Origin of the sequence: Streptomyces sp. JW3, assembly GCF_052216785.1 — a bacterium.
Lineage (GTDB): Bacteria > Actinomycetota > Actinomycetes > Streptomycetales > Streptomycetaceae > Streptomyces.
In genome coordinates this window covers 1-24564 of the sequence record NZ_JBQOUX010000056.1, presented here as the reverse complement: position 1 = coordinate 24564, position 24564 = coordinate 1, and the positions used below count along the sequence as shown (strand labels likewise).

The window sequence follows — 24564 nt, the reverse complement described above, 5'->3', positions numbered from 1 at the left end:
TCTGACCTGCGGTGAAGGGGGCGATCCGGACGCGGCCCCTCCTCGGTGGACGGGATCGCTGGCAGGATCGCCGACAACGGCAGTGAGGACGGGCCGAGTCCGTTCGCACCGTTCGGTACCGGTCCGCACGAGGGGAGGGACCGGTACCGGACGGCGCGACGCGACCGACCGGTCCGCGCGCGCGCTCACCCCTCCCCGGAGGGTCGCCGGGACGGTTGCCGGGGCGGTTGCCGGGGCGGCGGCAGCAGCAGATCCCGCTCCGGGTGCTTCTCGCCGGTGACGTTGCCCTGGATGCCGAGGTCCGCGCGGGCCGCCTCGTGGAACAGGTTGATCTGCCGGAACGCGGTGCGGTGCCGTTCGCGCCATTCTCCGAGGGTGCCGGTGATCTGGCCGGTGGCCTGCCAGACGATCTCCGAGACCGTGCTGTTGAGTTCGTGCCCGGCCTCGATGGCGTCGTCGCCGCCGAGCAGCATCACGCGTTCGAAGGCCGAGCCCCACCGCCGGCCGGCCTCGGCCACGTCCTCACGGAGTTCGGCCAGCGGCCGGTGGTCCTCGCGGATGCCCTCCCGGACCTCGTACAGCCGGACGCACGCGGCGATGCGCGTCTTGACCGCGTCGACGTACTCGCTGTAGGCGTCGATCTTCTTGTCGTCCCACCGGGTGAGCAGCTGGTAGCGGTTCCTGGACCGCTCCAGCAGATAGGCGGCCACCTGCGTGGTCAGCGCGCCGAGCAACACGCCTCCCACGGTCACGAGCTGTTCGCCGGTTCCCATGCCGCCCCCCCCGCCGGATGTTCTCAAGTCGACCGGCGGATCTTACGAGTTCGGCGGGCGGAGCCTGCGATTCCGGCGGGTGGTGGTGGCAGAAGATGGCTGAAACGCGCGGGTTGCGCGGCCGGTCCCGGGCCGTCGTTCCGGTCCCCGGGGCCGAGGTGGCACCGTGTCCGGTGTGACCCCCGACGCGAGCCGGGCCGCGCCGACGCGCAGCGGCCTCACGGAGCCCCTGGCGACCCTGGGCAGCCGGTACGTGCGGCACGCCCCGGGCTTCCTCGGCAAGACCGCGCTGGCCGGCCGCCTCCTCAACCCGTACCTGCGCGACCACCCCCGGCGGCGGGTGGTCGAGGACCGCTGCGGAGGCCGGTTCGCGGTGGACACCACCGACCTGATCCAGCGCTACCTCTACCTCTTCGGGGTCTGGGAACCGCACATGACCGGCTGGCTGCGGCGCCGGCTCGGGCCGGGCGACACGTTCGTCGACGTCGGAGCCAACATCGGCGTCTTCACCGTGCTCGCCTCCCGGCTGGTCGGCGCCGCGGGCCGGGTGGTGGCGGTGGAGGCGTCGCCCGCCTTCCACGGGCGGCTGCTGCGCAACCTCCGGCTCAACGGCTGCGCCAACGTCCGCGCGGTGAACACGGCGGTCGCCGACCGGCGCGAGACGCTCACCTTCGTGCTGGCCAGCTCCCACAACATGGGCGCCAACAGCATCGTTCCGTACGACGGAGCAGCCGAGTCGGTCTTCGAGACCGAGGCCGTGCCGCTGACGGAGGTGCTGACCGCCGCCGAGGTGGCCACCGCGCGCGTGCTCAAGATCGACGTGGAGGGCGCCGAGGGCAGCGTGGTGCGTGGACTGGCGCCGCTGCTCGGCGCGTTGCGGCCGGACGCCGAGGTCTGTGTCGAGGTGACGCCGGAGCGCATGGCCCGGCTCGGCGACTCGGCCGACGAACTGCTGGACACGTTCGCCGCGGCCGGGTTCCACGCCTACCGGATGGCGGGCGGCTACGCGCCCGCCGACTGTCTGCGGGCGCTGCGCGACGGGCCCGCCGCGCCGGTGCGGTGGCGGGAGCCGCTGGTCGGGGAGACGGAGCTGGTGTTCTCCCGGGTGGACGCGGCGGCGTTGCCGTAGCGGCCCGGGGTGTCACCGGGGTGTTCACCGGGGTGTTCACCGGGGTGTTCCCCGGGGTGTTGTGCGAGGGGGAGGCGTTGCGGTAACGGCCCGGGGTGTCACGCGAGGGGGTAGCGCCACCCGAGGCCGGCCAGGGCCCGGGCGCGGGCCTCGACGACCATCATGCGCGCGTCCCGCTCCGCCGGGTCCACGTGCGCCGCCTGCCCGGTGGCCTGCCCCTCCCACTTGCGGTAGAGCAGGCCGACCTGCTCGGAGAACCAGCCGCGGGCGACCGCGTTCAGGGCGAGCAGCAGTCCGGTGTCCTCCGAGGCGGGCAGGGCCATCCAGCCGCCGAGCGCGAGCAGCAGGTCGCGGCGGACGCAGAGGGTGGCCGGGTGGACCGGGGCACGGAAGCCGTTGGCCTTCCAGAAGTCGAGGACGACGCCCCGCTCGATCGGCCCGTTCGCCGGGTCGCCCGGGAAGCCGGCCGTCGAACCGTCGGGCAGCAGGTCCAGTACGCGCGACGTCGTCCAGCCGATCGTCGGGTCGGCCTCCAGCGCCGCCAGGTCGCGGGCCAGCGCGCCGGCGGGGAGCTGGTCGTCGGCGTCGAGGATCTTCACGTACTCGCCCTCGGCGTGGGCGAGCGCGATGGTGCGGGCCACTCCGGGGCCGCCGGGCCGCCCCTGCCGGAACACCACCCGGGGGTCGGCCGGCACATGGGGGCGTACGTCGTCCGTCCAGCCGTCCTCCTGGACCAGCCACCGCCAGTCCCAGCCGGCCGGCAACTCCTGTTGCCGCAGGGACGCGTAGGCGTCCTGGAGGTAGGGGGCGGACGGTGCGTGGATGGCCGTGACAACGGTGATGCGGCGGCTCATACGCTCACCACCTTTCGTGGCTCATCCGTTCCGGTTCGTCGTGCCCGCCCAAGATACGACGGGCCGCACTAGCCTGGTCGGCCGGAGGACTTGGACCGCACCGCTGCCGGGGGGACGCGCGTATGAACGCACCTATGAGGGTCTCCGTCGATCAGAACCTCTGCTACGGCTCCGCGGACTGTGTGCACCGGGTGGGGTCCGTCTTCACCACGGTGGACGGGTTCGGCGCGGTCATCCCGGGGCGCGAGGACACCGGCGACGACCCGCGGGTACGGGAGGCGGCCGAGCAGTGCCCGTCGCAGGCGATCAGCATCACGGACGGGGAGTAGGGGCAGCAGGGGGAGCAAGGAGAGCGGAGGGGGTACGGGCGGGCGGCATGCGGAAGGCCCGGCGCTCGGGGAGCGCCGGGCCTTTGCCGGGAGTCGCTGGGATCCGCTGGACCCGCCGGAACGCTCAGCGTTGCAGTGGTGGGTCGGCCGGGGCGAGGGGTTCCGCCTCCGGCTGCTCGGCCGTGTCGCACAGGGCGGCGGACCGGGCCGCGGCGGCCGCGTCGGTGGTGGGACGGTGCCGGCAGCTCGGGGACTTGCCGTGGGCCTCGGCCCGGATGCGCTGCTTCATGGTGGGCGGCAGGGAACCGGCCCGGGGCCAGGACCTCGGGGACGCCGCCGGAGCCGACGCTTCGGTGCCGCCGGCACCGGTCTCGCTGTTGCGCGCGGTCTCGGTGGGCGGTACCGCCGCCGAGGCGGTCGTCGTGATGAGGCCGAGCGCCGTGCACAGCGCCAGGAAGGCGGTGACGAAGGCGGTCCACACGCTGAGGACCTTGTTCCGGGCCATGATCTCTCACTTTCGGGTTGGGCGATTTGCGTACTTTCCTCATGATGTGTATGAGCGCCGCGAAGTGGTGGACCGACGCCCGCGGCGCGGCGTTCTTCAGATCAACACCACACGGATGGGTGCAAGAGGGCAGAAAAGTGGCGTTCAGGGAGGAGTGGGATCAAATCTCACCGTCCGTGGGGGTGTGATCACCCTCCGATCGGAACGGTCCGGCCCGCCTCTACTGGGTCCCGGCGGAGCTGAGTTGACGCCGGACGCAGGTCACCGATCGATATCGGCCGGTGTGTATAGTCGGGCGGCAGAGGTCCCCTACGTCAAGGAAAGACGAGGTCGCGCGGTGAAGAAGCTTCTCCTGGTCGCACTGGCCGCCATCGGCGGGCTCCTCGTGTACCGCCAGATCCAGGCGGATCGCGCCGAGCAGGATCTGTGGACGGAGGCGACTGACTCCGTGCCCACGGGTTCGTGAGGACGACCAGAAACCGGTCCTGAGAACAGACCCCGGCCGTATCACGGTCGGGGTTTTGTGTTGCCCGGGACCGGTCCGGCGGGATGTTTCGGACGCGCGTACGGAACCGGCGGATGGCGGGCGGGGCGGCGGGGCAGGATGGGGCACGGCCGGGCCGGTTCGGTTCGGTGGCGGTGGCGGTGGCGGTGGCGGTGATGGTGGCGGTGGCGGTGGCGGTATGAGGGGTGGCGGGCGATGAGGTGGCGGCGTACGTCGAGGCCGAGGGCCCGGGGCGGGCGGCCGGCCTCCGTGCCGTACTCGGCTGCCCTGCCCGCCGTGCGCGTGGTGGCCGCTGTGCTCGGCGTCCTCGGTGTCCTCGGTGTCCTCGGTGTGACGGCCGCCGTGCCGGGCGGCGTGGCCCTCGCGGCCGGTACGGCGGGCACGGCGGGCACGGCGGTGAGCGACCACCGCGCCGACGAGGAGGACGGCGACGGCGGCGGTTACGCCTTCGCGCCGGACGCCCGGCGCGTCGACGGCGCCGACGGCGCGGCCGACGCCGCGCGTCTGGAGCCCGGCGTCACCTACCGCAGCTCCCTGGCCCGCGACGCCGAGGTCTACTACGCCCTCGAACTCGACGCCGCCTCGGACGCGTACGTCTCCGTCACCGCCGTACCCCGCCCCGGCGGCGAGGTCGTCGCCGTCGACGGCGTCCGGGTCTCCGTGCGGGACGCCGACGGCGGTTCCTGCTCGCTGGACAGTGCCACCTTCGGCGCCGCCCGCAGCCCGCACCCGGTCACCGCCTCGGCGGCCCGCGAGATCACCCGCACCGGAACCCGGTGCCAGGAAGCGGGCCGCTACTACGTGGTCGTCGAACGGGTCCGGCCGCAGGACTCCCCGCCGGACGCCTGGGACCTGGAGCTGACCACCGTCTCCGAGCCGGGCCTGAAGCGGACGGCGGCCACCACCGCCCCGGACGCCTGGGACTCGGCCTCTCCCGCCCCGCCCACCGGCGATCCCGCGAACCGTCCGGGCGGCGCCGGCTTCACCGGGGCGGCATCCCTCGGCCAGGGCGCCTGGCGCGCCGGCATCGAGCCCGGCCAGACCCTCTACTACAAGGTGCCCCTCGACTGGGGCCGGCAGCTCTACGCCACCGCGGAACTCGGCAGCACCGAAGGCCGCTCCGGCTACGCCACCGGCGCCCTGTCGCTGTCCCTGCACAACCCCGTCCGCGGCCGGGTCGACAGCGCCGGCACCGGCTACACCGGGCGGCCGGCCGCGGTCGACCTGGGACCGGTGCCGCCGGTGGCGTACGGCAACCGGTACGCCGTCGCCGGACAGCAGAACGCGATGCGGTTCGCCGGGTCGTACTACCTGGTCGTGCACCTTGCGGAACAGGTCGCCGACCGCTTCGGCGACGGACCGTTCGACGTCGTCCTGCGGGTGCGGCTGACGGGGCAGGCGGGGGACGGACCCGACTACGCGGGGGAGCCGGTGCCGCGCGGTGTCCTCGAGGCCGCGGAACCCTTCCGGGCGGCGGGGACCGGGGGCCCGGAAGGGGACCTGGCCGACGACCCGGCCGGGGGCGGGGACCCGGCGATGCGGGCGGTGGCGGTCGGCGGGATCGGCACCGGGAGCGTGCTGCTGACCGGACTCGGCGTGTGGACCGTGGTGGCGCGGCGCAGGAGCGCGTAACGAGGGGTGCGGCCGCCGGACCTCAGATCCGGGTCAGGGCCCAGAAACCGACCGCGTAGCAGGCCAGCGCCAGGAACAGCAGCGGCAGCGCGACCGCCGCCGGGGGACCGGGGCGCCGGCGGCGGGGGGCGCGGTGCTGGGCGACGGGGCTCTGGGAGGGCTGAGGGTTCTGCGCGGTGTACGCGGCGGTGGGGGTGGGGCCGGGGGTGGGGCTGGGGGCGCGTGGTGGGGGCGGCGGGAGCGGTGTGGGGTACGACGGGGTGTCGGCGGGGGCCGGCGGCGTGGGCGGGTGAGGGGTCCCCGGCTGACCGAGCAGGGCGACGGTGGAGACGGTGGGGTGCGGCGGCGGGAGGTGGAAGCTGCCGGTGTCCGACATGCCCGGCAGCCGGAGCGGACGCTCCTCGGAGCCGGTGGTCTCGACGGCGGCGGGGGGCGAGGTGCCGGGTCCCCGCTCCGGTGCGGATGCCGGGGCCGACGGTGATGACGGCGTCCGCGACGACGGCGTCCGCGACGATGCGGAGGACGTGGACGGCGTGGACGGCGCAGCGGTCGGCCCCGCGGGCCCGAACCCGGCCGGCAGCGGCCCCACTTGGTCGAAGATCTCGATCAGCTCGTCGTCCGGACCGGGCTCCGGCAGCAGTTCCATGGCCCCGGCCAGCGCCTTGCGCGCCCCCGTCGCCGTACGGAACCGGGCCACCGGATCCGGTTGCAGCAGCGTCGAGACGACCTGCCACAGCGGCTCCGGAATCCCCGCGGGCGCCGGCGGCGTCCCGTGCTCGGCGAAGTACTGCACCAGCGCCTTGGTGTCCGGCTTGGCGCCCTCCAGCAGATACAGCGCGACCAGCCCTACGGCGAACAGGTCGGCGGCGAAGTCCGGCTCCGCGCCCATCATCGACTCGGGCGCCAGGTAACCGGGCGTCCCGACCACCAGGTCGGCCTCCGTCAGCCGCGGTTCGCCCAGCCGCATGGCGATGCCGAAGTCCCCCAGCCGCAGCCGGGGACGGGCCGTGCCGGTGGCTTCGAGCAGGATGTTGGCTGGTTTGACGTCCCGGTGGACGACGCCCTCGGCGTGCACCGCGGCCAGCCCGGACAGCAGCTGGTCGAGCAGGGTGCAGACGTAGAGCGGCGGCAGCGGACCGTAGTCGTTGACCACGTGGACCAGCGAGCCGCCGGTGACCAGGTCCATGGTGAACAGGACCTTGTCGTCGTCGGCCGCCCAGCTGGCGGGGGCCAGCACATGGGGATGGTCGATGCGCAGCGCCTGCTCCCGCACGAACCGCAGCAGGGAGTGGGCGTCGCGCTGCTGGAGCACCTTGGCGGCCACGTACCGGCCGCGCCGGTGGTCCCAGGCGCGCCATACCGCGCCGACTCCCCCGCGCCCGATCGGGTCGACCAGTTCGTACCGTCCGGCGAAGACCTCACCCATCGCCCTGCGCGCCCCTCCCCCTGTCCTTCCGTGCCCGGCTCCCGCGTCCTTCCGTGCCCGGCTCCCGCGCGGACCCGGCCGCCGTACCCCCTCCGGCGGTCGGGCCCGGGCGGGGTCAGCTCTGGTGGGACTGGTAGTGCGCGACCGCGTCCGAGGTGCGGCCGGCGCCGTAGACCCGGAGGAACTCTGCCAGCTCCGGGTGGGTCGGGGCGAGAGTGTCCGCCGCTTCTATGATGTCGCCGGCCGCCGCCACCGAGCGCAGCAGGGACTGGATCTCGCGGACCACCCGCTTGACCGTGGGCGCCCCCGAACTGCTCGTGGTCTGCGTCGTGTTGCTCAGCACCGAGCCCCCCTGCGACTTCTTGATCTCGTCCATGCGCTCGGTGGCCTCGGCCGCGCTGACACTGCCGTCCGCGACCTGCCCCGCCAGGTCCTGGAGCAACTGCACCCGCTGCACCACCGCCGGATTGCCGATCTTCGCCCGCTGACCGCTCATCAACTGGGACAGCATCGGCGCGGACAGCCCCAGGACGCCCGCGAGCCGCGCCTGGTTGAGCCCGAGATCGTCGATCAGCCTACGGAAGAGCGCCCCCAGTGGCTCCCCGTACCAGTTCCGCTGAAGCTCCCGCGCTCTCGCGGTGGCTTCCTGCTGTGCGGCGTCCATTGCGTCTCCCCATCGCTTCCCCAAAAACCGCAGTTCGCTCCAGCGAACCACGCCGAGCATCTTACGGAGAGTGGTCGTTCACCGGGACCCCCAATCTGTTTGGGAGATACGGGGGACCACCCGGTACTCTTGGCAGCGGCGCTGGCCGGGACGGTGTTCCGGCCGGCCGGACGCCACGGCTGCGGGGCCTTAGCTCAGTTGGTAGAGCGCTGTCTTTGCATGGCAGATGTCAGGGGTTCGACTCCCCTAGGCTCCACCGCAGGTCAGACGCCCTCCGAGACTCGCTCTCGGAGGGCGTTCTCGTGAGCGGAGTCCGGTGATCGGTGTCCACCGGGTGTCCACATCCCCTGGGCGGCGGTGGCACCGGGATCCCCTGCCCGGCGGTGGTGCCGGACCCGCCGGTGTCATACGGTCGCCGCAGGTGAGGCCGGGCCGTGCGGCCCGGGGCGCTGCGGTCCGGCGTACGGCCGCGAGGAAGGCGCCAACTTCCCGGCCGGACGCGGTAATTGGTGATCTTCAGCCGTGCCGGAAGCGGCCCGGTTCGAGCGGAAGCCGGCATGTCCGCTCTTGATATCGTCACTCCACAAGGCACCAGTACCCCCACCCCTGCGGGGCGGTGCCACGTGACTCATCGCCGCCGTGGGCCCTCGGCCGCCGGCGGCGAGGTGGAAGGGGCAGACCATGCGGGCGAAGGTACGGGCCGCTCTCGACGCGCTCTACATGAAGCGACTCGTCAGGGAGCTGGAGGGACGTCCACGCCCTCAGCACATCGGCATCATGCTGGACGGCAACCGCCGCTGGGCCAAGATGTCCGGCATAAACGACCCGCGCGAGGGCTACCGCGCGGGCGGCGCGAAGGTGCTGGACTTCCTGCGCTGGTGCGACTCGGCCGAGATCGAGCACGTCACCCTCTACATGCTCTCCGACGACAACCTGCACCGGCCGGAAGAAGAGCTGACCCCGCTCATCGACATCATCGCCGAAGTCGTGGAACGGCTGGCCGCCCCCGGCAACCCCTGGCCGGTCGCCGTCGTCGGAGCCCAGGACCTGCTGCCCGCCGACTCCGCCGCCCGCCTCAAGACCGCCACCGAGGCCACCCAGGACCGCCGGGGCGGCACCAAGGTCGATGTCGCCGTCGGCTACGGCGGCCGCCGCGAGATCGTCGACGCCGTCCGCTCCGCCCTCACCGAGCACAGCGCCCAGGGCGGGGACATCGACGAGTTCATCGAGACCTTCACCATGGAGCACATCTCCAAGCACCTATACTCCAAGGCCCGCTCCGAATCCGACCTCATCATCCGCACCTCCGGCGAACAGCGGCTGTCCGGATTCCTGCTCTGGCAGTCCGCGTACGCCGAGATGTACTTCTGCGAGACCTACTGGCCGGACTTCCGCGAGATCGACTTCCTGCGCGCCCTGCGCTCCTACTCGCTACGGGAACGCCGCTACGGACGGTGACCGCGCCGAAGCGCGCCGTTTCACGTGAAACAACGCCGCGGGGCGGGAGAACCGTACTCTCCCGCCCCGCGGCGTTGTGCTGTGCCTGTTCTGTGCTGTGTCTCAGCGCTGGTCGTCGCCCTTGGTGGCCTCGTCCTCGGCCTGCTTGGCCTCCACCTCCGGGTCGAGCGTGGCCCCGCTGCCGTCCACCGACGTCAGCCGGCCCGGCTCCGGGGCCTCCGTCGCCTCCGGCGGCTCGACCAGCCAGTCCGGGTTGGCCTGCTTGTCCCACCACTTCCACGCCGCGAACGCGCCGCCCGCCACGACACCCAGGACCGCCAGCACCTTGACGACCCGGCCGGCCTTCGCCCGCCGCTCGTTCTTGCGCGCCAGCTTCTGGATCTCCTTGGCCGACACCTGACCGCGCAGCGCCGCCAGTGCGGCCGCACCACGCAGCGCCGCCTCGTCACGGACCGGACCGGCCGCGGCCATCGCCTGCTCCAGCCGGGGCCGCGAATAGTCGGCCGCCTGCCGGGCGGCGATACGGGTCCGCAGGGCCGCCTCGTGCGCGGCCAGGTCCACCTTCGGTGGCACATGCGAACGGGCCTGCTCAAGACGCGGCGCCACATACGCGCCGTACTGCTGCCGGGCCTGGTCGGCGGCCAGGGACACCTTGGGCGCCAGCCGTACGCGCGCCTCCTGTGCGTAGTGCGCGGCCCTGTCCTTGGCCGTGTCGGCGTAGGGCGCCACCACTTCCGCGGCGTGCAGCACGCTGTCCTTCGCCGAACCGGTCGCGGCGCGCACGCTGTCGATGCGGGTCACGGGTTCCTCCTCCTCGGTGGCGTACGGTAATTCGACTTTCCACCCTTTTACGGATCATGCCTGCCGACGCACCGCCAGGCATGTGAGAGCGGGCATCCGGGTCATGCGATAGCGGGTGAATCCAGGGCAACGGGAGCTTGTCGTCGACAATGCCACGGATCGACGGGCAGCGCCCCCGTCCCGAAAGGACTCGGCCGGATTTACGCAAGCGGCACGGGCCGAAGGGGCACCGAAGAGGGACGGCGATCGACCGCTGGGCGACGTGCGCGGCGGACCGTGCGAGGATCAGGGAGTCACAAGGAAGACAACGGAAGGCAGATCGTGGCTGAGCAGCTTTACGCCACCCTGAAGACCAACCACGGCGACATCAGCGTCCGGCTCCTGCCGAACCACGCCCCCAAGACGGTCAAGAACTTCGTCGAGCTCGCCACCGGCGAGCGCGAGTGGACCCATCCGGCCACCGGCCAGAAGTCCACCGACAAGCTCTATGACGGGACGGTCTTCCACCGGGTGATCAGTGGTTTCATGCTCCAGGGCGGTGACCCGCTGGGCAACGGCACCGGCGGTCCCGGCTACCAGTTCGAGGACGAGTTCCACCCGGACCTCTCCTTCGACAAGCCCTACCTGCTGGCCATGGCCAACGCCGGTCCGGGCACCAACGGCTCGCAGTTCTTCATCACCGTCGCCCCGACGACGTGGCTGAACCGCAAGCACACCATCTTCGGCGAGGTCACCGACGCGGCCAGCCAGAAGGTCGTGGACGTCATCGCCGGCACGAAGACCAACCCGCGCACCGACCGTCCGGTCCAGGACGTCGTCATCGAGTCGGTCGTCGTGGAGACCCGCGAGGGCTGATCCCCGCCGGGAGCCACGTCGGGAACCACCTCGGGAATCATCTCGGGAACCAAACGCCCCGCTCATCCGTAGGGATGGGCGGGGCGGGCGCATTGCCCACGACGACGCATTGCCCACGACGACGCATTGCCCACGACGACTCATCGCCCACGACGATCCAGGGGACCTCATGGACCAGGCAGCGGGAGGCAGCCCACAGGACGCCGGGACCCCGCCGACCTGCTACCGCCACCCGGACCGCGCCGCGGGCGTCCGCTGCACCCGCTGCGAACGCCCCATCTGCCCGGACTGCATGATCGACGCCTCGGTGGGATTCCAGTGCCCCGAGTGCGTCCGCGGAGGTTCCGGCACGGGCCACCCGCCGGCCGCCAACCGCCCCCGCACGCTCGCGGGCGGCAGTGTCGTCGCCGATCCCCGACTGCTCACCAAGATCCTCCTCGGGATCAACGTGGCGGTGTTCATCGCGGTCCACGCCTGGCCCTCGTTGCTGAACGACATGGTGCTCATCGGCCGCTGGCCGCCGGCGCCCTTCGCCCCGACCGAGGGCGTCGCCCAGGGCGAGTGGTACCGCATGGTCACCAGTGTCTTCACCCACGAGGAGATCTGGCACATCGCCTTCAACATGCTCAGCCTCTGGTGGCTGGGCGGCCCGCTGGAGGCAGCCCTGGGCCGGGCCCGCTATCTGGCCCTCTACCTCGTCTCCGGCCTCGCGGGCAGCGCCCTCACCTATCTGCTGGCCTCACCCACGACCGCCACCCTCGGTGCCTCCGGGGCGGTCTACGGCCTGTTCGGCGCGACGGCCGTGCTGATGCGCCGCCTCAACCAGGACATGCGGCCGGTCATCGCCCTGCTGGTGATCAACCTGATCTTCACCTTCAGCCCCGGGACCAATATCGCCTGGCAGGCCCACGTCGGCGGGCTCGTGGCCGGGGTCGTGATCGGGTACGGCATGGTGCACGCCCCGCGCGAGCGGCGGGCGCTCGTCCAGTACGGGATCTGTGCGCTGGTGCTGATGGTCTCCCTCGCCCTGACCCTGTTGAGGACCGGCCAGCTCACCTGAGCGGCTGTTGTCCACAGCGGGTGGCAGATCTTGTGCACAGCGTGCGGGAACACGTGTGCCCCCTGTCACCGACCCGTGTTTCCGCAGGTCAGCCGGGGGCGAACGTATTTTCGGGTGCCGGTGATTCTGTCACACCGGCGTCAACGGCCGGTGAGTTATCCACAGATCGTCTTTCTTTTCCCCAGCGTGTGGACAAGCTCTGTGGATAACTCGGTGAACAACCGTGGGCAGAGCTGCGTTCACCAGCAGGTCGGCGCTACTTCCACTGCGTGGAGACGCCGAATCCGGCGGCGATGAAACCGAAGCCCACCACGATGTTCCAGTTGCCCAGCGCCTCGATGGGCAGCGAGCCGTCGGTGACGTAGAACACCACGATCCAGGCGAGGCCGATGAGGAACATGGCCAGCATGACGGGGGCGACCCAGGCACGGCTGTTCAGCTTGATGGCCGTCGACTGCTTGGCCGGCGGCGGCGTGAAATCTGCCTTCTTGCGGATACGTGACTTCGGCACGAGGGTCTCTCCTGTCGATGCGCTGCGTGGCCGCGCAGGATACTGGGTCCGGGCGTCCGTTAGCGTAGTGCTTCCGTGGCGCCGAAGGAGATAAGGGTACGTTGAGCAATTCTGCCGACTCCCCCCAGGCCGGTCACCAGCCGGTCCGCCGGCGCCGGCTGCGGCCGGTACGGGTCCTGACCGCGGCCGTCTTCGCCCTCGCCGGGCTCATCTTCTTCACCAGTTTCAACACCGCCAAGGGCACCAACATCCGCACGGACACCTCCCTGCTGAAGCTGTCCGACCTGATCCAGGAGCGCAGCCGGGACAACGGCGCGCTGGACGAGACCAACGGCGCGCTGCGCCAGGACATCGAGTCCCTCGCCGAGCGCGACGACGGCAGCACCGCGGCGGAGGACGACAAGCTCGCCGCGCTGGAGCGGCGCGCGGGCACCCAGAAACTGAAGGGCGCGGCGGTCTCGGTCACCCTCGACGACGCCCCGCCGAACGCCACCGCCAAGCTGCCGGGCTATCCGGAGCCGGAACCCGACTACCTGGTGATCCACCAGCAGGACCTCCAGGCGGTGGTGAACGCGCTGTGGCAGGGCGGCGCCGAGGGCATCAAGGTCATGGACCAGCGGCTGATATCCACCAGCGCCGTGCGCTGCGTCGGCAACACCCTGATCCTCCAGGGCCGGGTCTACTCACCGCCGTACAAGATCACGGCGGTCGGTGACCCGGAGAAGCTGAAGAAGGCGCTCTCCGCCTCCTCGGCGATCCAGAACTACATGGTGTACGTCAACGTCTACGGGCTCGGCTGGAAGGTCGAGGAGGACGGGTCGGTGACGCTGCCCGGTTACTCGGGCACAGTGGACCTGCACTACGCCGAGCCCGTCGAGTAGCCCTGGGGGAGCTGCCGGTGCGCGTCGTCGTCAGGTCCGTCAGCGAAGTCTTCCTCACGGTCGGCACCGTCCTCGTGCTGTTCGCCGTCTACACGCTGTTCTGGACCGGCGTCCGGGCGGACGAGGCCATGGAGCACCAGGTGGACGTCCTGCACCAGCGATGGCGGACGCAGCAGCCGCCCGCGCCGCCCGCCGAGCCGGCGCCGTACCCGCCCGGCAAGCCCTTCGCGATCATGTACGTCCCCCGGCTCGGTTTCACGTGGAACAAACCGGTGCTGGAGGGCACCGCCACCGGCACGCTGAAGAAGGGCCTGGGCCACTACCCGGGAAGCGGGCGGCTCGGTCAGGTGGGGAACTTCGCGGTGGCCGGGCACCGGCGTACGTACGGCGATCCGTTCAAGGACTTTCCCGAGCTGCGGCGGGGGGACGCGGTGGTGCTGACCGACGGGACCACCTGGTTCACGTATCGGATCGACAAAGGGCCGTACAAAACCGTGCCGAGTGACGTGGCGGTGGTCGATCCTGTCCCGCGGACGTCCGGGTACGCGCGGCCGGGGCGTTATCTGACGCTGACGACCTGTGATCCCGAGTGGGGGCACAGCCACCGGCTGATCGTCTGGGCCCGGCTGGACTCCACGCGGCCCGTGGAGGCCGGGAAACCGGAGGCGTTGCGCCGTTAGTCTGTTGGCGTACGGCGTGAGTCTGGTGCCGTGGTGCGACGGAAGGGACGGCATGTACGGCTGGATCTGGCGGCATCTGCCGGGAAACGTGTGGGCGAAGGCGCTGCTCTCGCTCGTGCTCGTCGTGGCCGTGGTCTACGTCCTGTTCCAGTACGTGTTCCCGTGGGCCGAGCCGCTGCTTCCCTTCAACGATGTGACGGTGGACAACCAGTGAGTGCGCGGATTCTCGTCGTCGACAACTACGACAGCTTCGTCTTCAACCTGGTCCAGTACCTGTACCAGCTGGGCGCCGAGTGCGAGGTGCTGCGCAACGACGAGGTGGCCACCTCGCACGCGCAGGACGGGTTCGACGGCGTGCTGCTGTCGCCGGGGCCGGGCGCGCCCGAGCAGGCCGGGGTCTGCATCGACATGGTGCGGCACTGCGCGGCGACCGGGGTGCCGGTCTTCGGGGTCTGTCTCGGCATGCAGTCGATGCAGGTGGCGTACGGCGGTGTGGTGGACCGGGCGCCGGAGCTGCTGCACGGCAAGACCTCGCCGGTCGAGCACACCGGCAAGGGGGTCTTCGCGGGGCTGCCCTCGCCGTTCACGGCGACGCGGTACCACTCGCTGGCGGCCGAGCCGGGCACGGTGCCGGCCGAGCTGGAGGTGACGGCGCGCACGGCGGACGGGATCGTGATGGGCCTGCGGCACCGGGAACTGCCGGTGGAGGGCGTGCAGTTCCATCCGGAGTCGGTGCTGACCGAGCACGGGCACCTGATGCTGGCCAACTGGCTGGCGGAGTGCGGCGACCAGGGGGCTGTGGCGAGGTCGGCGGGGCTCGCCCCGGTGGTGGGCAGGGCCACGGCGTGACCGCGCTGCGCCCCGAGCGCGACGCCGACGCCGCTGGGACCCCGTACGGGCAGGAGCCGTACGGGGATCCGGATGCGCTCGGGGGCGGCCCCCACGACGACGAGACGGTGGCGCTGCGGGTGGTGGACCCGGCGGCGCGAATAAGCGATCGAGGCAGTACCCCGGCTTCCGGACCGGTCTCCGGACCGGCCACCGGCGGCCGGGCGGCCCGGCGCAAGGCCGCCAAACGGCGGCAGGGCGGCCGTGGAGGCGCACGCAGGGCGCCGGGCACCGCCGAGTCGCAGTCGGGCGCGGCGGAGCCGCAGGACGGCGACGAGGGCCCGAGAGCGCCACTCACCCGGGTGGAGGCCCGGCGGCTGGCCCGGGCCCGCCGGCCCAGTCCGGCCACGGTCGCCAGCCGGGTGATCGGTGAGCTGTTCATCACCACCGGCGTGCTGATGCTGCTGTTCGTCTCCTACCAGCTGTGGTGGACGAACGTGCGGGCGCACGCGCAGGCGGACAAGGAGGCGAGCAGCCTCCAGGACGACTGGGCCGACGGAAAGCGCAATCCGGGCAGCTTCGAGCCGGGCCAGGGCTTCGCGCTGCTGCACATCCCCAAGCTGGACGTCGTGGTGCCGATCGCCGAGGGCGTCAGCAACGACAAGGTGCTGGACCGGGGCATGGTCGGGCACTACGGCGAGGGCGCGCTGAAGACGGCGATGCCGGACGCCAAGACCGGCAACTTCGGGCTCGCCGGGCACCGCAACACGCACGGCGAGCCGTTCCGGTACATCAACAAGCTGAAGCCGGGCGACCCGATCGTCGTGGAGACCCAGGACGAGTACTTCGTCTACAAGATGGCGTCGATCCTGCCGGTGACGTCGCCGAGCAACACCACCGTGCTCGATCCGGTCCCGCAACAGTCGGGCTTCAAGGAGCCCGGCCGCTACATCACGCTGACCACCTGCACCCCCGAGTTCACCAGCAAGTACCGGATGATCGTGTGGGGCAAGATGGTCGAGGAACGGCCGCGCAGCAAGGGCAAGCCGGATGCGCTCGTCAATTAAGGGCAGATGACCAGTGGCAGCGACCACCGACACCGATCACGAAGACCACACCGACGCGCCCGTTCCCGGGCCGGCTCCGCGCCCGCGCGGTCGCGGCCGGATCGCGCTGGCGGTCAGCGTCTTCGGTGAACTCCTCATCACGGCGGGCCTGGTGATGGGCCTGTTCGTCGTCTACTCGCTGTGGTGGACGAACGTCATGGCCGACCGGGAGGCCGACAAGCAGGGGGACAAGGTCCGCGACAACTGGGCGCAGGGCGCGGAGGGTTCGAGCGGCCCGGGGGCACTCGACACCAAGGCCGGCATCGGCTTCCTGCACGTGCCGGCGATGGGCAGCGGCGAGGTCCTGGTCGAGAAGGGCACCTCGATGAAGGTGCTCAACGACGGGGTCGCGGGCTACTACACCGATCCCGTCAAGGCGACGCTGCCGATGTCCGGGGACAAGGGCAACTTCTCGCTGGCCGCGCACCGGGACGGGCACGGCGCCAAGTTCCACAACATCGACAAGATCGAGAAGGGTGATCCGATCGTCTTCGAGACGAAGGACACCTGGTACGTCTACAAGGTCTACGGCATCCTCCCGGAGACCTCGAAGTACAACGTCGACGTCCTCGGGAAGATCCCGAAGGAGTCCGGCCGGAAGCAGGCCGGGCACTACATCACGCTGACCACCTGCACGCCGGTGTTCACCAGCCGGTACCGGTACGTCGTCTGGGGCGAGCTGGTGCGCACCGAGAAGGTGGACGGCGAGCGGACGGTGCCCGAGGAGCTGCGCTGAGCGTGCGGTCATGACCTGGGCCCCGGCCTCTCGCGTTCGCGGGAGAGGCCGGGGCCCAGGTCATGCGGTGCTGGGCGTCAGCCGCCGAGGCTGTCCCACCAGTTGCTGTTGTCGCCGTTGCCGTTGCCGTTCCCGTTGTTGTTGTCGGTGGCCGGCGTGGCGATCAGGGTGACCTGGTCGCCCTTCTTGACCTCCGTGCCCTCGGTCGGGTTGCTCGCGACGACGTTGGCGTTGTCCTCCTGGGAGCCCGAGATCCCCTGGAGTTCGAGACCTGCCTGGGACAGGACGTTCTTGGCGTCGGCGACCGTCATGCCGGTCACCTTCGGCATCGCGAACTTCGTCTCCTCGGCCGGCTTCTTGGCGATCTTCACGTCGACGGTGGAGCCGCGGTCGGCGGAGCTGCCCGGCGACAGGCTCTGCTCGAAGATCTTGCCCTCGTCCTGGGCGGAGGACTCCTCGGTGCTCTGGGAGCCGAGGCTCAGGCCCTGCGCCTCCAGGAGCGACTTCGCCTCGTCCGGTGTCTTGCCCGTGACGTCGGGCACCGTCACCTGGGACGTCTCCTTGGCCACCGTCAGGGTGACCGTGGAGCCCTTCGTCTTCGAGGTGCCGGCCTCGGGGTTCTGCGAGAGGACCGTGTCCGGCTCCTCGCTGGACTCCTCGGTCTTCTGCTCGACCTCGAAGCCCGCCTCCTTCAGCGCGGCCTCCGCGTCGGAGTAGCTCTTGCCCTCCACGTCGGGGACCTCGACCTTGGGGGCGCCGGTGGAGACGACCAGGTTGATGGTCGTGTCCTTGTCCATCGTGTCGCCGCTGCCCGGGTCCTGGGAGCAGATCTTGCCCTTGGCCTCGTCCTCGCAGGAGTCCTCGGTGAAGGCGACCTTCAGGTCCGCGTTGACGGCCTGCTGCTTGGCCTCCGCCTTGGTCTGGCCGACGAAGTTCGGGGCGCTGATCTTGCCGTCGTCGCCCGAGTCGCCGCTGAACAGCTGCTGGCCGATGAGGATCGCGCCGATCAGGACCAGGACGCCCGCGACCGCCAGCACGATGGTGGAGGTGTGCGACTTGCGCGGCTGCTGGCGGCGCCGGTCGGGGCGCTCGTCGTAGCCGTAGCCGCCGTCGTCCGGGTTCATCGGCGGCAGCATCGAGGTGGCGCCGGCGCCGGAGTCGGCGCGCAGGGCGGTGGTCGGCTGGTCGTCGGGGTAGCCGCCGTAGCCGACGGCGCCCATCGCGGCGGTCGCGGCGACCGGCTGGCCGTCGAGGCACGCCTCGATGTCCAGCCGCATCTCGTCGGCCGACTGGTAGCGGTAGTCCGGGTCCTTGGTCAGCGCCTTCAGGACGATGGCGTCCATCTCGGGCGTGATCTCGGGGTCGAAGACGCTGGGCGGCTGCGGCTCCTCCCGGACGTGCTGGTAGGCGACCGCGACCGGGGAGTCGCCGACGAACGGCGGCCGGACGGTCAGCAGCTCGTAGAGCAGACAGCCGGTGGAGTACAGGTCGGAGCGGGCGTCGACCTGCTCGCCCTTGGCCTGCTCCGGGGAGAGGTACTGGGCGGTGCCGATGACGGCCGACGTCTGCGTCATGGTCATGCCGGAGTCGCCCATCGCGCGGGCGATGCCGAAGTCCATGACCTTGACCTGGCCGTTGCGGGTCAGCATGACGTTGGCCGGCTTGATGTCGCGGTGCACGATGCCGGCCCGGTGCGAGTACTCCAGGGCCTGGAGGATACCGATGGTCATCTCCAGCGTGCGCTCCGGCAGCAGCTTGCGGCCGCTGTGCAGCAGTTCACGCAGGGTGGAGCCGTCGACGTACTCCATGACGATGTACGGGATCGAGACCCCGTCGATGTAGTCCTCGCCCGTGTCGTAGACCGCCACGATCGCGGGATGGTTGAGCGAGGCGGCCGACTGGGCCTCCCGGCGGAACCGGGCCTGGAAGGACGGGTCGCGCGCCATGTCCGCGCGGAGCGTCTTCACCGCCACCTGGCGTCCGAGCCGGGTGTCATGCGCGTGGTATACCTCCGCCATGCCACCACGGCCGAGCACCGGGCCCAGCTCGTACCGGCCGCCTAGGCGACGCGGCTCTTCCATAGCTACCTACCAGCCCTCTCCGTCGGTCCCGACCGGCATGCTTGTACGGTCGGAGGCTGCCGTCCGGCCTACCGTACCCGGCCCGCTCCGTGTGACCTGGCCAAGCCCGGTACCCGATACACGACCGGTATCGCAACGTGCGCCGATGTGAAGAGGACGTGACAGGAGTCACGTCCCGTTCAGCTCCCGGTCACTTCTTGCTGTCGATGACGGCCTTCATGACGTTCTTCGCGATCGGCGCCGCGAGGCCGCCGCCGGAGATGTCGTCGCGGCTGGCGTTCTCGTCCTCGACCACCACGGCGACGGCCACCGGTGAGCTGCCGTCGCTCTGCTTGGCGTAGGAGATGAACCAGGCGTACGGGTTCTCACTGTTGTCGACACCGTGCTGGGCGGTACCGGTCTTGCCACCGACGGTGACGCCGTCGATCTGCGCGTTGGTTCCCGTGCCGTCCTTGACGACCGTCTCCATCATCGACTGGAGGATCTGGGCGTTGTCCGCGGACAGCGGCTTGCTCATCTCCTCGGGGTCGGTCTTCTCGATGGTGTCCAGGTTGGGGGCCTGGAGCTCGTCGACCATGTACGGCTGCATCAGGGTGCCGTTGTTGGCGATCGCCGAGGTGACCATGGCCATCTGCAGCGGGGTCGCGGCGGTGTTGAACTGGCCGATGGAGGAGAGCGCGACCTGCGAGGGCTCCATGTCGTCGGAGAAGACCGAGGCGCTGGAGCGGACCGGCACGAACTGCTCCTCGGTGAAGCCGAACTTCTTGGCCTCCGCCAGCATCTTCTCGTTGCCGAGGTCCGAGCCGATCTTGCCGAAGACGGTGTTGCAGGAGACCCGCAGCGCCTCGCGCAGGGTGGCGTTCTTGCAGGGCAGGTCGCCCTCGTTGGGCAGCTCCTGCGTGGTGCCCGGCATGGTCCAGGGCAGCGGCGAGTCGGTCTTCTCGTCGGCGCTGTCGTACAGACCGTTCTCCAGGGCCGCCGCCGCCGTGAGCACCTTGAAGGTGGAGCCCGGCGGGTAGACCTCGCGCAGCGCCCGGTTCAGCGTCGGGTCGTCCTCGTTGTTCTCCTTCAGCAGCGACTTCCACGCCTTGGCGTCGCTGTCGCTGCCGCCGGCGATCGTGGAGGGGTCGTACGACGGGTAGGAGGCCATCGACAGGATCTTGCCGGTGGACGGTTCGATGGCGACCACCGCGCCCTTGCCGCCCTGGGCCTTCAGACCGTCGTAGGCGGCCTTCTGGGCGTCGGCGTTGAGGGTGGTGACGACGTTGCCGCCCTCTTTCTTCTTGCCGGTGAGCATGTCGAGGGTGTTGCGGAAGAAGAGCCGGTCGTCGTTGCCGGTGAGGATGCCGTCGTCGATGGACTCCAGCTGGGTGGCGCCGTACGCCTGCGAGACGAAGCCGGTGACCGGCGCCCACATGGCGCCGTCCTTGTAGGTGCGCTTGTACTTGAAGTCGCCGTCGGTGGTGGCGTGTCCGGTGATCGCCTTGCCATCGACGATGATGTCGCCGCGCGGGGAGGCGTACCGCTCGATGAGCACCCGGCGGTTGGCGTCGTCGGTCTTCAGCTCGTCGGCCTTGACGTACTGGAGCCAGTTGTCCCGCAGCAGGAGGGTGAGGACCAGGAGGCCGCAGAAGAGCGCGATGCGGCGCAGGGGTTTGTTCACGGTCGGACCACCTGGGTCATCTCGGCGTCGGGGTTGGCGGGGGCGGGGGCCGGGCGGCGCGCGGTGTCGCTGATTCTCAGCAGGACGCCGATCAGCGCCCAGTTGGCGATCACGGAGGAGCCTCCGTAGGCCAGGAACGGCATGGTCATACCGGTGAGCGGGATGAGGCCCATCACACCGCCGGCGACGATGAAGACCTGGAGCGCGAAGGCGCCGGACAGGCCGATGGCGAGCAGCTTGCCGAACGGGTCGCGGGCGGCGAGGGCGGTGCGCACGCCGCGCTCCACGATGAGCGCGTAAAGGAGCAGCAGCGCCATCAGGCCGGCCAGGCCGAGTTCCTCGCCGAAGGTGGCGAGGATGAAGTCGGAGTTGGCGGCGAACCGGATCAGGTCGGAGTGGCCCTGGCCCCAGCCGGTGCCCAGCGTGCCGCCGGAGCCGAACGCCCACAGGGCCTGCATGGCCTGCTCGGAGTGGCCGACGACGCCCTTCTGGGAGAGCGAGTACTCGCGCATCGGGTCGAGCCAGGCGTCGACGCGCTGCTGGATGTGCGGCTCGAAGCTGGCCACGCCGACCGCGCCGACCGCGGACATCAGCAGACCGAAGACGATCCAGCTGGTCCGCTCGGTGGCCACGTACAGCATGATCACGAACATGCCGAAGAACAGCAGCGAGGTGCCGAGGTCGGTCTCGAAGACCAGGATGAGGATCGAGACGATCCAGACCACCAGGATCGGGCCGAGGTCGCGGCCGCGGGGCAGGTAGAGGCCCATGATGCGGCGGCTGGCCAGGGCCAGCGCGTCGCGCTTCACCATCAGGTAGCCGGCGAAGAAGATGGCGAGGACGATCTTGGCGAACTCGCCGGGCTGGATGGAGAAGCTGCCGACCTTGATCCAGATCTTGGCGCCGTAGATGTTCTGGCCGAGCCCCGGGACCAGCGGCAGCAGCAGCAGGATCAGCGCGCCGACCATGGAGATGTAGGTGTAGCGCTGGAGGACCCGGTGGTCCTTGAGGAAGATCAGGACCGCGAGGAAGAGGGCGATGCCCATCGCGGTGTACATCAGCTGGCGGGGCGCGGCGGTGCCGGCCTGCTCGATGGACTGGAGCAGTTCGGACTGGTCCAGGCGCCAGATGGCGACGAGTCCGAGGCCGTTGAGGAGCGTGGCCAGGGGCAGCAGCAGCGGGTCCGCGTACGGGGCGAACTTGCGCACCACGAGGTGGCCGACGGCGGCCAGCAGGCCGAGGCCCAGGCCGTAGCTCAGCAGGCCGGCCGGGACCTCGTCGTTGATGGCGAGGCCCACGTTGGCGTAGGCGAAGACCGGGATCGCGACGGCGAAGACCAGCAGCGCCAGCTCGGTGTTGCGCCGGCTCGGCGCTCCGATGGCGCCGATCGTGGACGTGTGGTGCGTCGGCGGGTTGGGAGTACTGCTCATCGTGTGACAGGGCCTCTCACGGCTTGCCTACTGCTCACCGCACCGTGAGACGACCTTCTGCTCTTCCTCCGAGAGGGTGGGGCCGGCGTCGGGGGTGGGTGCGGTCGTGGACGGGGACGGATCGGGCGACTCGGATGTCCCGGGCGTGCCCGACGCGGTGGGCGTCGGGGACGCTTTGGACGTGAGGGAGACCGGGTCGGTTCCGGTGCCCGTGGTCTCGCCCTCGCCCGTCTTCGCGTTGCTCTCGTTCTGCGTGGTGCGCCGTTCGGCCTGCTTCTCGCAGGCGGAGGCCTGTACGGCCAGTTCGTCGATCTTGGAGCGGGCGTCGCTGAGGTCGCCCTCGGCGATCGTCTCCTCGACCGAGTTGCGCTGGTAGGGCGGGAGGTACTTGAGTTCGATCTCGGGGTGGTCCTTCTCGACCTTCGACAGCGACACCCAGGCCAGGTCCTGGCTGATGCCGCGGTACAGGGCGACGTGGTCGTCCTTGGTGCCGACGTAGTACTGGGTCTGGGTCCAGCGCCAGCCGCCGTACAGGCCGCCGCCGATGACGGCGAGGGCGAGCACGGAGTAGAAGGATCTCTTCAGCCAGCGGCGGTTCTTGCGCGGCTTGGTGAAGTCGTCGTCGCCGTAGTCGAGGCCGTCGGCGGGGATGTAGCCGGTGGTGTCGCCGCTGCCGGGCGGGCCGAACTCGCCGCCCCCGCCGCCGCCTTGCCGGCCGAGTCCGGAGGCGCGGCCCGCCGGGGTCTGCATGATGCCGTTGTCGCCGAACTGGGCCTGGTTCTCGGCGACGGCGCCGACCACGACCGGGGTGTCGGAGAGCTGTCCGGCCAGGGTGTCGCCGGTGTCCAGGTCGAGGACGTCGGCGATGATCACGGTGATGTTGTCCGGGCCGCCGCCGCGCAGGGCGAGCTGGATCAGCTCCTGGACGGTCTCCTGGGGGCCCTGGTAGCTGGCGAGGGTCTCCTCCAGGGTCTGGTGGGAGACGACGCCGGAGAGCCCGTCGGAGCAGATCAGATAGCGGTCGCCGGCCCGGACCTCGCGGATCGACAGGTCGGGTTCGACATGGTCGCCGGAGCCGAGCGCCCGCATCAGCAGAGAGCGCTGCGGGTGGGTGCCCGCCTCCTCCTCGGTGATCCGGCCCTCGTCGACGAGGCGCTGCACCCAGGTGTGGTCCTGGGTGATCTGGGTGAGTACGCCGTCCCGCAGCAGGTAGGCGCGGGAGTCGCCGACGTGCACCATGCCGAGCCGCTGGCCGGTCCACAGCAGGGCGGTGAGGGTGGTGCCCATGCCCTCGAGGCTGGGGTCCTCCTCGACCATCTGCCGCAGCTGGTCGTTGGCGCGCTGCACGGCGGTGCCCAGCGAGGTGAGGATGTCGGAGCCGGGCACGTCGTCGTCGAGGGCGACGATGGTGGAGATCACCTCGGAGGAGGCGACCTCGCCGGCCGCCTGGCCGCCCATGCCGTCGGCGATGGCGAGCAGGCGCGGACCGGCGTAACCGGAGTCCTCGTTGCCCTCCCGGATCATGCCCTTGTGCGATCCGGCGGCGAAGCGCAGTGACAGACTCATGCGCACCTCGCCCGTCGGCTCCGGGTACAGCCGGTCGTGTCGAGCCACACTGCCCACCCTCCGGTCGGGAGCGCGCCGGGGCCCGGGGTGCCGGCCGCCGCCGCGTGCTCGCTCCGCTCGCGCTCATTCATTGGTGTAGCACTACTTCCGCAGCTCGATGACGGTCTTGCCGATGCGGATCGGCGCGCCCGGTGCGATGGGCGTGGGCGTCGTCAGCCGGGATCTGTCCAGATACGTGCCGTTGGTGGAGCCGAGGTCCTCGACGATCCACTGACCGTTCTGGTCCGGGTAGATCCTGGCATGGCGGCTGGAGGCGTAGTCGTCGTCCAGCACGATCGTCGAGTCGTGTGCCCGGCCGAGCGTGATGGTCTGGCCCTGGAGGGCCACGGTGGTGCCCGTGAGGGTGCCCTCGGTCACCACCAGTTTGGTGGGAGCGTTGCGACGGCCGCGGCCGCCGCTCGGCTGTTGGCGCTGCTGCTGGGCAGGCGCCTGACGTGCGGCCTGCTGCTGGGCTCGCCCGGCGTCCCGGCGCTGTCCGCGCTGGGTGACGCGCGTACCGAACAGGTCGCTGCGGATGACCTGCACGGCCACGATCACGAACAGCCACAGTACGGCGAGAAAACCCAGCCGCATGACCGTGAGGGTCAGCTCTGACATTGCCCCCGGATCACCCTTCGGCTTGCCTGTAGATAACGGTGGTACTGCCCACGGTGATCCGCGAGCCGTCGCGGAGCGTAGCGCGGGTGGTGTGCTGCCCGTCCACCACGATGCCGTTGGTGGAGCCGAGATCCTGGATCACCGAGGGCGTTCCGGTCCGGATCTCGCAGTGCCGCCGGCTGACGCCGGGGTCGTCGATCCGCACGTCGGCCTCGGTGCTGCGGCCCAGCACCAGCGTCGCGCGGGAGATCTGGTGGCGGGCACCGTTGATCTCGATCCAGTGGCGGGTGGGTCCGCCGGGTGCGGGGGCGGGCGCCGGTGCGGCCGGTGGCCGCGGGGCGCTCGCGGGCTGCGGGTAGCCGTAGGCACCGCCGGCGCCGCGGGCGCCGGGTGGCGGCGCGGCGGGCATCGGCGGGGCCGCGGGGGCCGCGTCG

General features: G+C 70.9%; 26 protein-coding genes and 1 tRNA gene. 14 read left to right on the top strand and 13 right to left on the bottom strand.

The window, feature by feature from the left end; translation table 11 throughout:
• Positions 1–185: 185 nt before the first annotated feature.
• Positions 186–773 carry a hypothetical protein gene (locus ACTT8P_RS22405; RefSeq protein ID WP_442833482.1) on the bottom strand — a complete coding sequence of 196 codons (588 nt, stop codon included), beginning with the start codon at positions 771–773 and terminating at the stop codon, positions 186–188.
• A 253-nt stretch (positions 774–1026) separates the two neighbouring features.
• Here ACTT8P_RS22405 and ACTT8P_RS22400 point away from each other — a divergent pair, with 253 nt between their 5' ends.
• Positions 1027–1902 carry an FkbM family methyltransferase gene (locus tag ACTT8P_RS22400; RefSeq protein ID WP_442833498.1) on the top strand — a complete coding sequence of 292 codons (876 nt, stop codon included), beginning with the start codon at positions 1027–1029 and terminating at the stop codon, positions 1900–1902.
• A gap of 98 nt (positions 1903–2000) precedes the next feature.
• Here ACTT8P_RS22400 and ACTT8P_RS22395 read toward each other — a convergent pair whose 3' ends face one another.
• Positions 2001–2756, bottom strand: a complete 756-nt coding sequence (locus ACTT8P_RS22395) for a glycosyltransferase family 2 protein (RefSeq protein ID WP_442833481.1) — start codon at positions 2754–2756, stop codon at positions 2001–2003.
• A 134-nt stretch (positions 2757–2890) separates the two neighbouring features.
• Between ACTT8P_RS22395 and ACTT8P_RS22390 the strand changes: the two genes are divergently transcribed.
• The gene (locus tag ACTT8P_RS22390) at positions 2891–3085 is read left to right on the top strand and encodes a ferredoxin (protein ID WP_442833480.1); all 195 of its coding nucleotides are present in this window, start codon (positions 2891–2893) and stop codon (positions 3083–3085) included.
• 124 nt (positions 3086–3209) lie between these two features.
• On the opposite strand, the gene ACTT8P_RS22385 is transcribed toward ACTT8P_RS22390, so the two are convergent.
• A complete protein-coding gene (locus ACTT8P_RS22385) occupies positions 3210–3590 on the bottom strand; it encodes a DUF6344 domain-containing protein (protein WP_442833479.1) in 381 nt (126 codons plus the stop codon).
• 337 nt (positions 3591–3927) lie between these two features.
• Between ACTT8P_RS22385 and ACTT8P_RS22380 the strand changes: the two genes are divergently transcribed.
• Entirely contained in the window at positions 3928–4056 is a 129-nt protein-coding gene (locus tag ACTT8P_RS22380) for a DLW-39 family protein (protein WP_003999697.1), read from the top strand.
• A 324-nt stretch (positions 4057–4380) separates the two neighbouring features.
• Positions 4381–5727 (top strand): hypothetical protein, encoded by a 1347-nt coding sequence (locus ACTT8P_RS22375; protein WP_442833497.1) that lies wholly within the window; start codon positions 4381–4383, stop codon positions 5725–5727.
• A gap of 22 nt (positions 5728–5749) precedes the next feature.
• Here ACTT8P_RS22375 and ACTT8P_RS22370 read toward each other — a convergent pair whose 3' ends face one another.
• On the bottom strand, positions 5750–7153 hold the full coding sequence (locus ACTT8P_RS22370) for a serine/threonine-protein kinase (RefSeq protein ID WP_442833478.1): 1404 nt from the start codon (positions 7151–7153) through the stop codon (positions 5750–5752).
• Between the two features lie 115 nt (positions 7154–7268).
• Positions 7269–7817 carry a helix-turn-helix domain-containing protein gene (locus ACTT8P_RS22365; protein ID WP_215170393.1) on the bottom strand — a complete coding sequence of 183 codons (549 nt, stop codon included), beginning with the start codon at positions 7815–7817 and terminating at the stop codon, positions 7269–7271.
• Between the two features lie 183 nt (positions 7818–8000).
• Between ACTT8P_RS22365 and ACTT8P_RS22360 the strand changes: the two genes are divergently transcribed.
• Together ACTT8P_RS22360 and ACTT8P_RS22355 are read left to right on the top strand one after the other, a co-directional pair.
• Positions 8001–8073: transfer RNA gene (locus ACTT8P_RS22360), tRNA-Ala, on the top strand.
• Positions 8074–8498: 425 nt separating this feature from the next.
• Positions 8499–9275 carry an isoprenyl transferase gene (locus tag ACTT8P_RS22355; protein WP_361158747.1) on the top strand — a complete coding sequence of 259 codons (777 nt, stop codon included), beginning with the start codon at positions 8499–8501 and terminating at the stop codon, positions 9273–9275.
• Positions 9276–9377: 102 nt separating this feature from the next.
• Here the strand turns inward: ACTT8P_RS22355 and ACTT8P_RS22350 are convergent, their stop codons facing one another.
• Positions 9378–10076 (bottom strand): DUF5324 family protein, encoded by a 699-nt coding sequence (locus ACTT8P_RS22350; RefSeq protein WP_442833477.1) that lies wholly within the window; start codon positions 10074–10076, stop codon positions 9378–9380.
• A 321-nt stretch (positions 10077–10397) separates the two neighbouring features.
• Between ACTT8P_RS22350 and ACTT8P_RS22345 the strand changes: the two genes are divergently transcribed.
• On the top strand, positions 10398–10931 hold the full coding sequence (locus ACTT8P_RS22345) for a peptidylprolyl isomerase (protein WP_442833476.1): 534 nt from the start codon (positions 10398–10400) through the stop codon (positions 10929–10931).
• A 169-nt stretch (positions 10932–11100) separates the two neighbouring features.
• Positions 11101–11991 carry a rhomboid family intramembrane serine protease gene (locus ACTT8P_RS22340; protein WP_442833475.1) on the top strand — a complete coding sequence of 297 codons (891 nt, stop codon included), beginning with the start codon at positions 11101–11103 and terminating at the stop codon, positions 11989–11991.
• A 256-nt stretch (positions 11992–12247) separates the two neighbouring features.
• Here the strand turns inward: ACTT8P_RS22340 and crgA are convergent, their stop codons facing one another.
• Positions 12248–12502, bottom strand: coding sequence for a cell division protein CrgA (gene crgA / locus ACTT8P_RS22335; protein ID WP_442833474.1), 255 nt, complete (start codon positions 12500–12502; stop codon positions 12248–12250).
• Positions 12503–12603: 101 nt separating this feature from the next.
• Between crgA and ACTT8P_RS22330 the strand changes: the two genes are divergently transcribed.
• Genes ACTT8P_RS22330 through ACTT8P_RS22305 form a run of 6 tightly spaced genes read left to right on the top strand, consistent with a single transcriptional unit; the run spans position 12604 to position 16733 of the window.
• Positions 12604–13383: a DUF881 domain-containing protein gene (locus tag ACTT8P_RS22330; RefSeq protein WP_442833473.1), complete on the top strand. Its 780-nt coding sequence runs from the start codon at positions 12604–12606 to the stop codon at positions 13381–13383.
• A gap of 17 nt (positions 13384–13400) precedes the next feature.
• Positions 13401–14063, top strand: a complete 663-nt coding sequence (locus ACTT8P_RS22325; RefSeq protein WP_442833472.1) for a class E sortase — start codon at positions 13401–13403, stop codon at positions 14061–14063.
• Positions 14064–14079: 16 nt separating this feature from the next.
• On the top strand, positions 14080–14277 hold the full coding sequence (locus tag ACTT8P_RS22320; protein WP_442833499.1) for a hypothetical protein: 198 nt from the start codon (positions 14080–14082) through the stop codon (positions 14275–14277).
• Positions 14274–14912 (top strand): aminodeoxychorismate/anthranilate synthase component II, encoded by a 639-nt coding sequence (locus ACTT8P_RS22315; RefSeq protein WP_442833471.1) that lies wholly within the window; start codon positions 14274–14276, stop codon positions 14910–14912. The genes ACTT8P_RS22320 and ACTT8P_RS22315 overlap by 4 nt, the downstream gene beginning before the upstream one ends.
• Entirely contained in the window at positions 14909–15958 is a 1050-nt protein-coding gene (locus ACTT8P_RS22310) for a class E sortase (protein WP_442833470.1), read from the top strand. Before ACTT8P_RS22315 ends, ACTT8P_RS22310 begins: the two co-directional genes overlap by 4 nt.
• A gap of 13 nt (positions 15959–15971) precedes the next feature.
• Entirely contained in the window at positions 15972–16733 is a 762-nt protein-coding gene (locus ACTT8P_RS22305) for a class E sortase (RefSeq protein ID WP_442833469.1), read from the top strand.
• Between the two features lie 77 nt (positions 16734–16810).
• Here ACTT8P_RS22305 and pknB read toward each other — a convergent pair whose 3' ends face one another.
• From pknB to ACTT8P_RS22275, 6 genes are all read right to left on the bottom strand, one after another.
• The gene (gene pknB / locus ACTT8P_RS22300; protein WP_442833468.1) at positions 16811–18814 is read right to left on the bottom strand and encodes a Stk1 family PASTA domain-containing Ser/Thr kinase; all 2004 of its coding nucleotides are present in this window, start codon (positions 18812–18814) and stop codon (positions 16811–16813) included.
• Positions 18815–19004: 190 nt separating this feature from the next.
• Positions 19005–20477 (bottom strand): peptidoglycan D,D-transpeptidase FtsI family protein, encoded by a 1473-nt coding sequence (locus ACTT8P_RS22295; protein WP_442833467.1) that lies wholly within the window; start codon positions 20475–20477, stop codon positions 19005–19007.
• Positions 20474–21907 (bottom strand): FtsW/RodA/SpoVE family cell cycle protein, encoded by a 1434-nt coding sequence (locus ACTT8P_RS22290; protein ID WP_442833466.1) that lies wholly within the window; start codon positions 21905–21907, stop codon positions 20474–20476. The genes ACTT8P_RS22295 and ACTT8P_RS22290 overlap by 4 nt, the downstream gene beginning before the upstream one ends.
• Before the next feature lie 27 nt (positions 21908–21934).
• Entirely contained in the window at positions 21935–23473 is a 1539-nt protein-coding gene (locus tag ACTT8P_RS22285; protein WP_442833465.1) for a Stp1/IreP family PP2C-type Ser/Thr phosphatase, read from the bottom strand.
• Between the two features lie 141 nt (positions 23474–23614).
• Complete coding sequence (locus ACTT8P_RS22280) at positions 23615–24130, bottom strand: FHA domain-containing protein FhaB/FipA (RefSeq protein WP_442833464.1); 516 nt, start codon at positions 24128–24130, stop codon at positions 23615–23617.
• Between the two features lie 10 nt (positions 24131–24140).
• Positions 24141–24564 (bottom strand): FHA domain-containing protein (locus tag ACTT8P_RS22275; RefSeq protein ID WP_442833463.1); only part of this gene is annotated, 424 nt, incomplete at its 5' end.

Coding starts and splice junctions, on each gene's coding strand:
- ACTT8P_RS22385 (WP_442833479.1), bottom strand. CDS start 3,590: ATGGCCCGGAACAAGGTCCTCAGCGTGTGGACCGCCTTCGTCACCGCC.
- ACTT8P_RS22390 (WP_442833480.1), top strand. CDS start 2,891: ATGAGGGTCTCCGTCGATCAGAACCTCTGCTACGGCTCCGCGGACTGT.
- ACTT8P_RS22395 (WP_442833481.1), bottom strand. CDS start 2,756: ATGAGCCGCCGCATCACCGTTGTCACGGCCATCCACGCACCGTCCGCC.
- ACTT8P_RS22370 (WP_442833478.1), bottom strand. CDS start 7,153: ATGGGTGAGGTCTTCGCCGGACGGTACGAACTGGTCGACCCGATCGGG.
- ACTT8P_RS22405 (WP_442833482.1), bottom strand. CDS start 773: ATGGGAACCGGCGAACAGCTCGTGACCGTGGGAGGCGTGTTGCTCGGC.
- ACTT8P_RS22280 (WP_442833464.1), bottom strand. CDS start 24,130: ATGTCAGAGCTGACCCTCACGGTCATGCGGCTGGGTTTTCTCGCCGTA.
- ACTT8P_RS22290 (WP_442833466.1), bottom strand. CDS start 21,907: ATGAGCAGTACTCCCAACCCGCCGACGCACCACACGTCCACGATCGGC.
- ACTT8P_RS22285 (WP_442833465.1), bottom strand. CDS start 23,473: ATGAGTCTGTCACTGCGCTTCGCCGCCGGATCGCACAAGGGCATGATC.
- pknB (WP_442833468.1), bottom strand. CDS start 18,814: ATGGAAGAGCCGCGTCGCCTAGGCGGCCGGTACGAGCTGGGCCCGGTG.
- ACTT8P_RS22340 (WP_442833475.1), top strand. CDS start 11,101: ATGGACCAGGCAGCGGGAGGCAGCCCACAGGACGCCGGGACCCCGCCG.
- ACTT8P_RS22355 (WP_361158747.1), top strand. CDS start 8,499: ATGCGGGCGAAGGTACGGGCCGCTCTCGACGCGCTCTACATGAAGCGA.
- ACTT8P_RS22365 (WP_215170393.1), bottom strand. CDS start 7,817: ATGGACGCCGCACAGCAGGAAGCCACCGCGAGAGCGCGGGAGCTTCAG.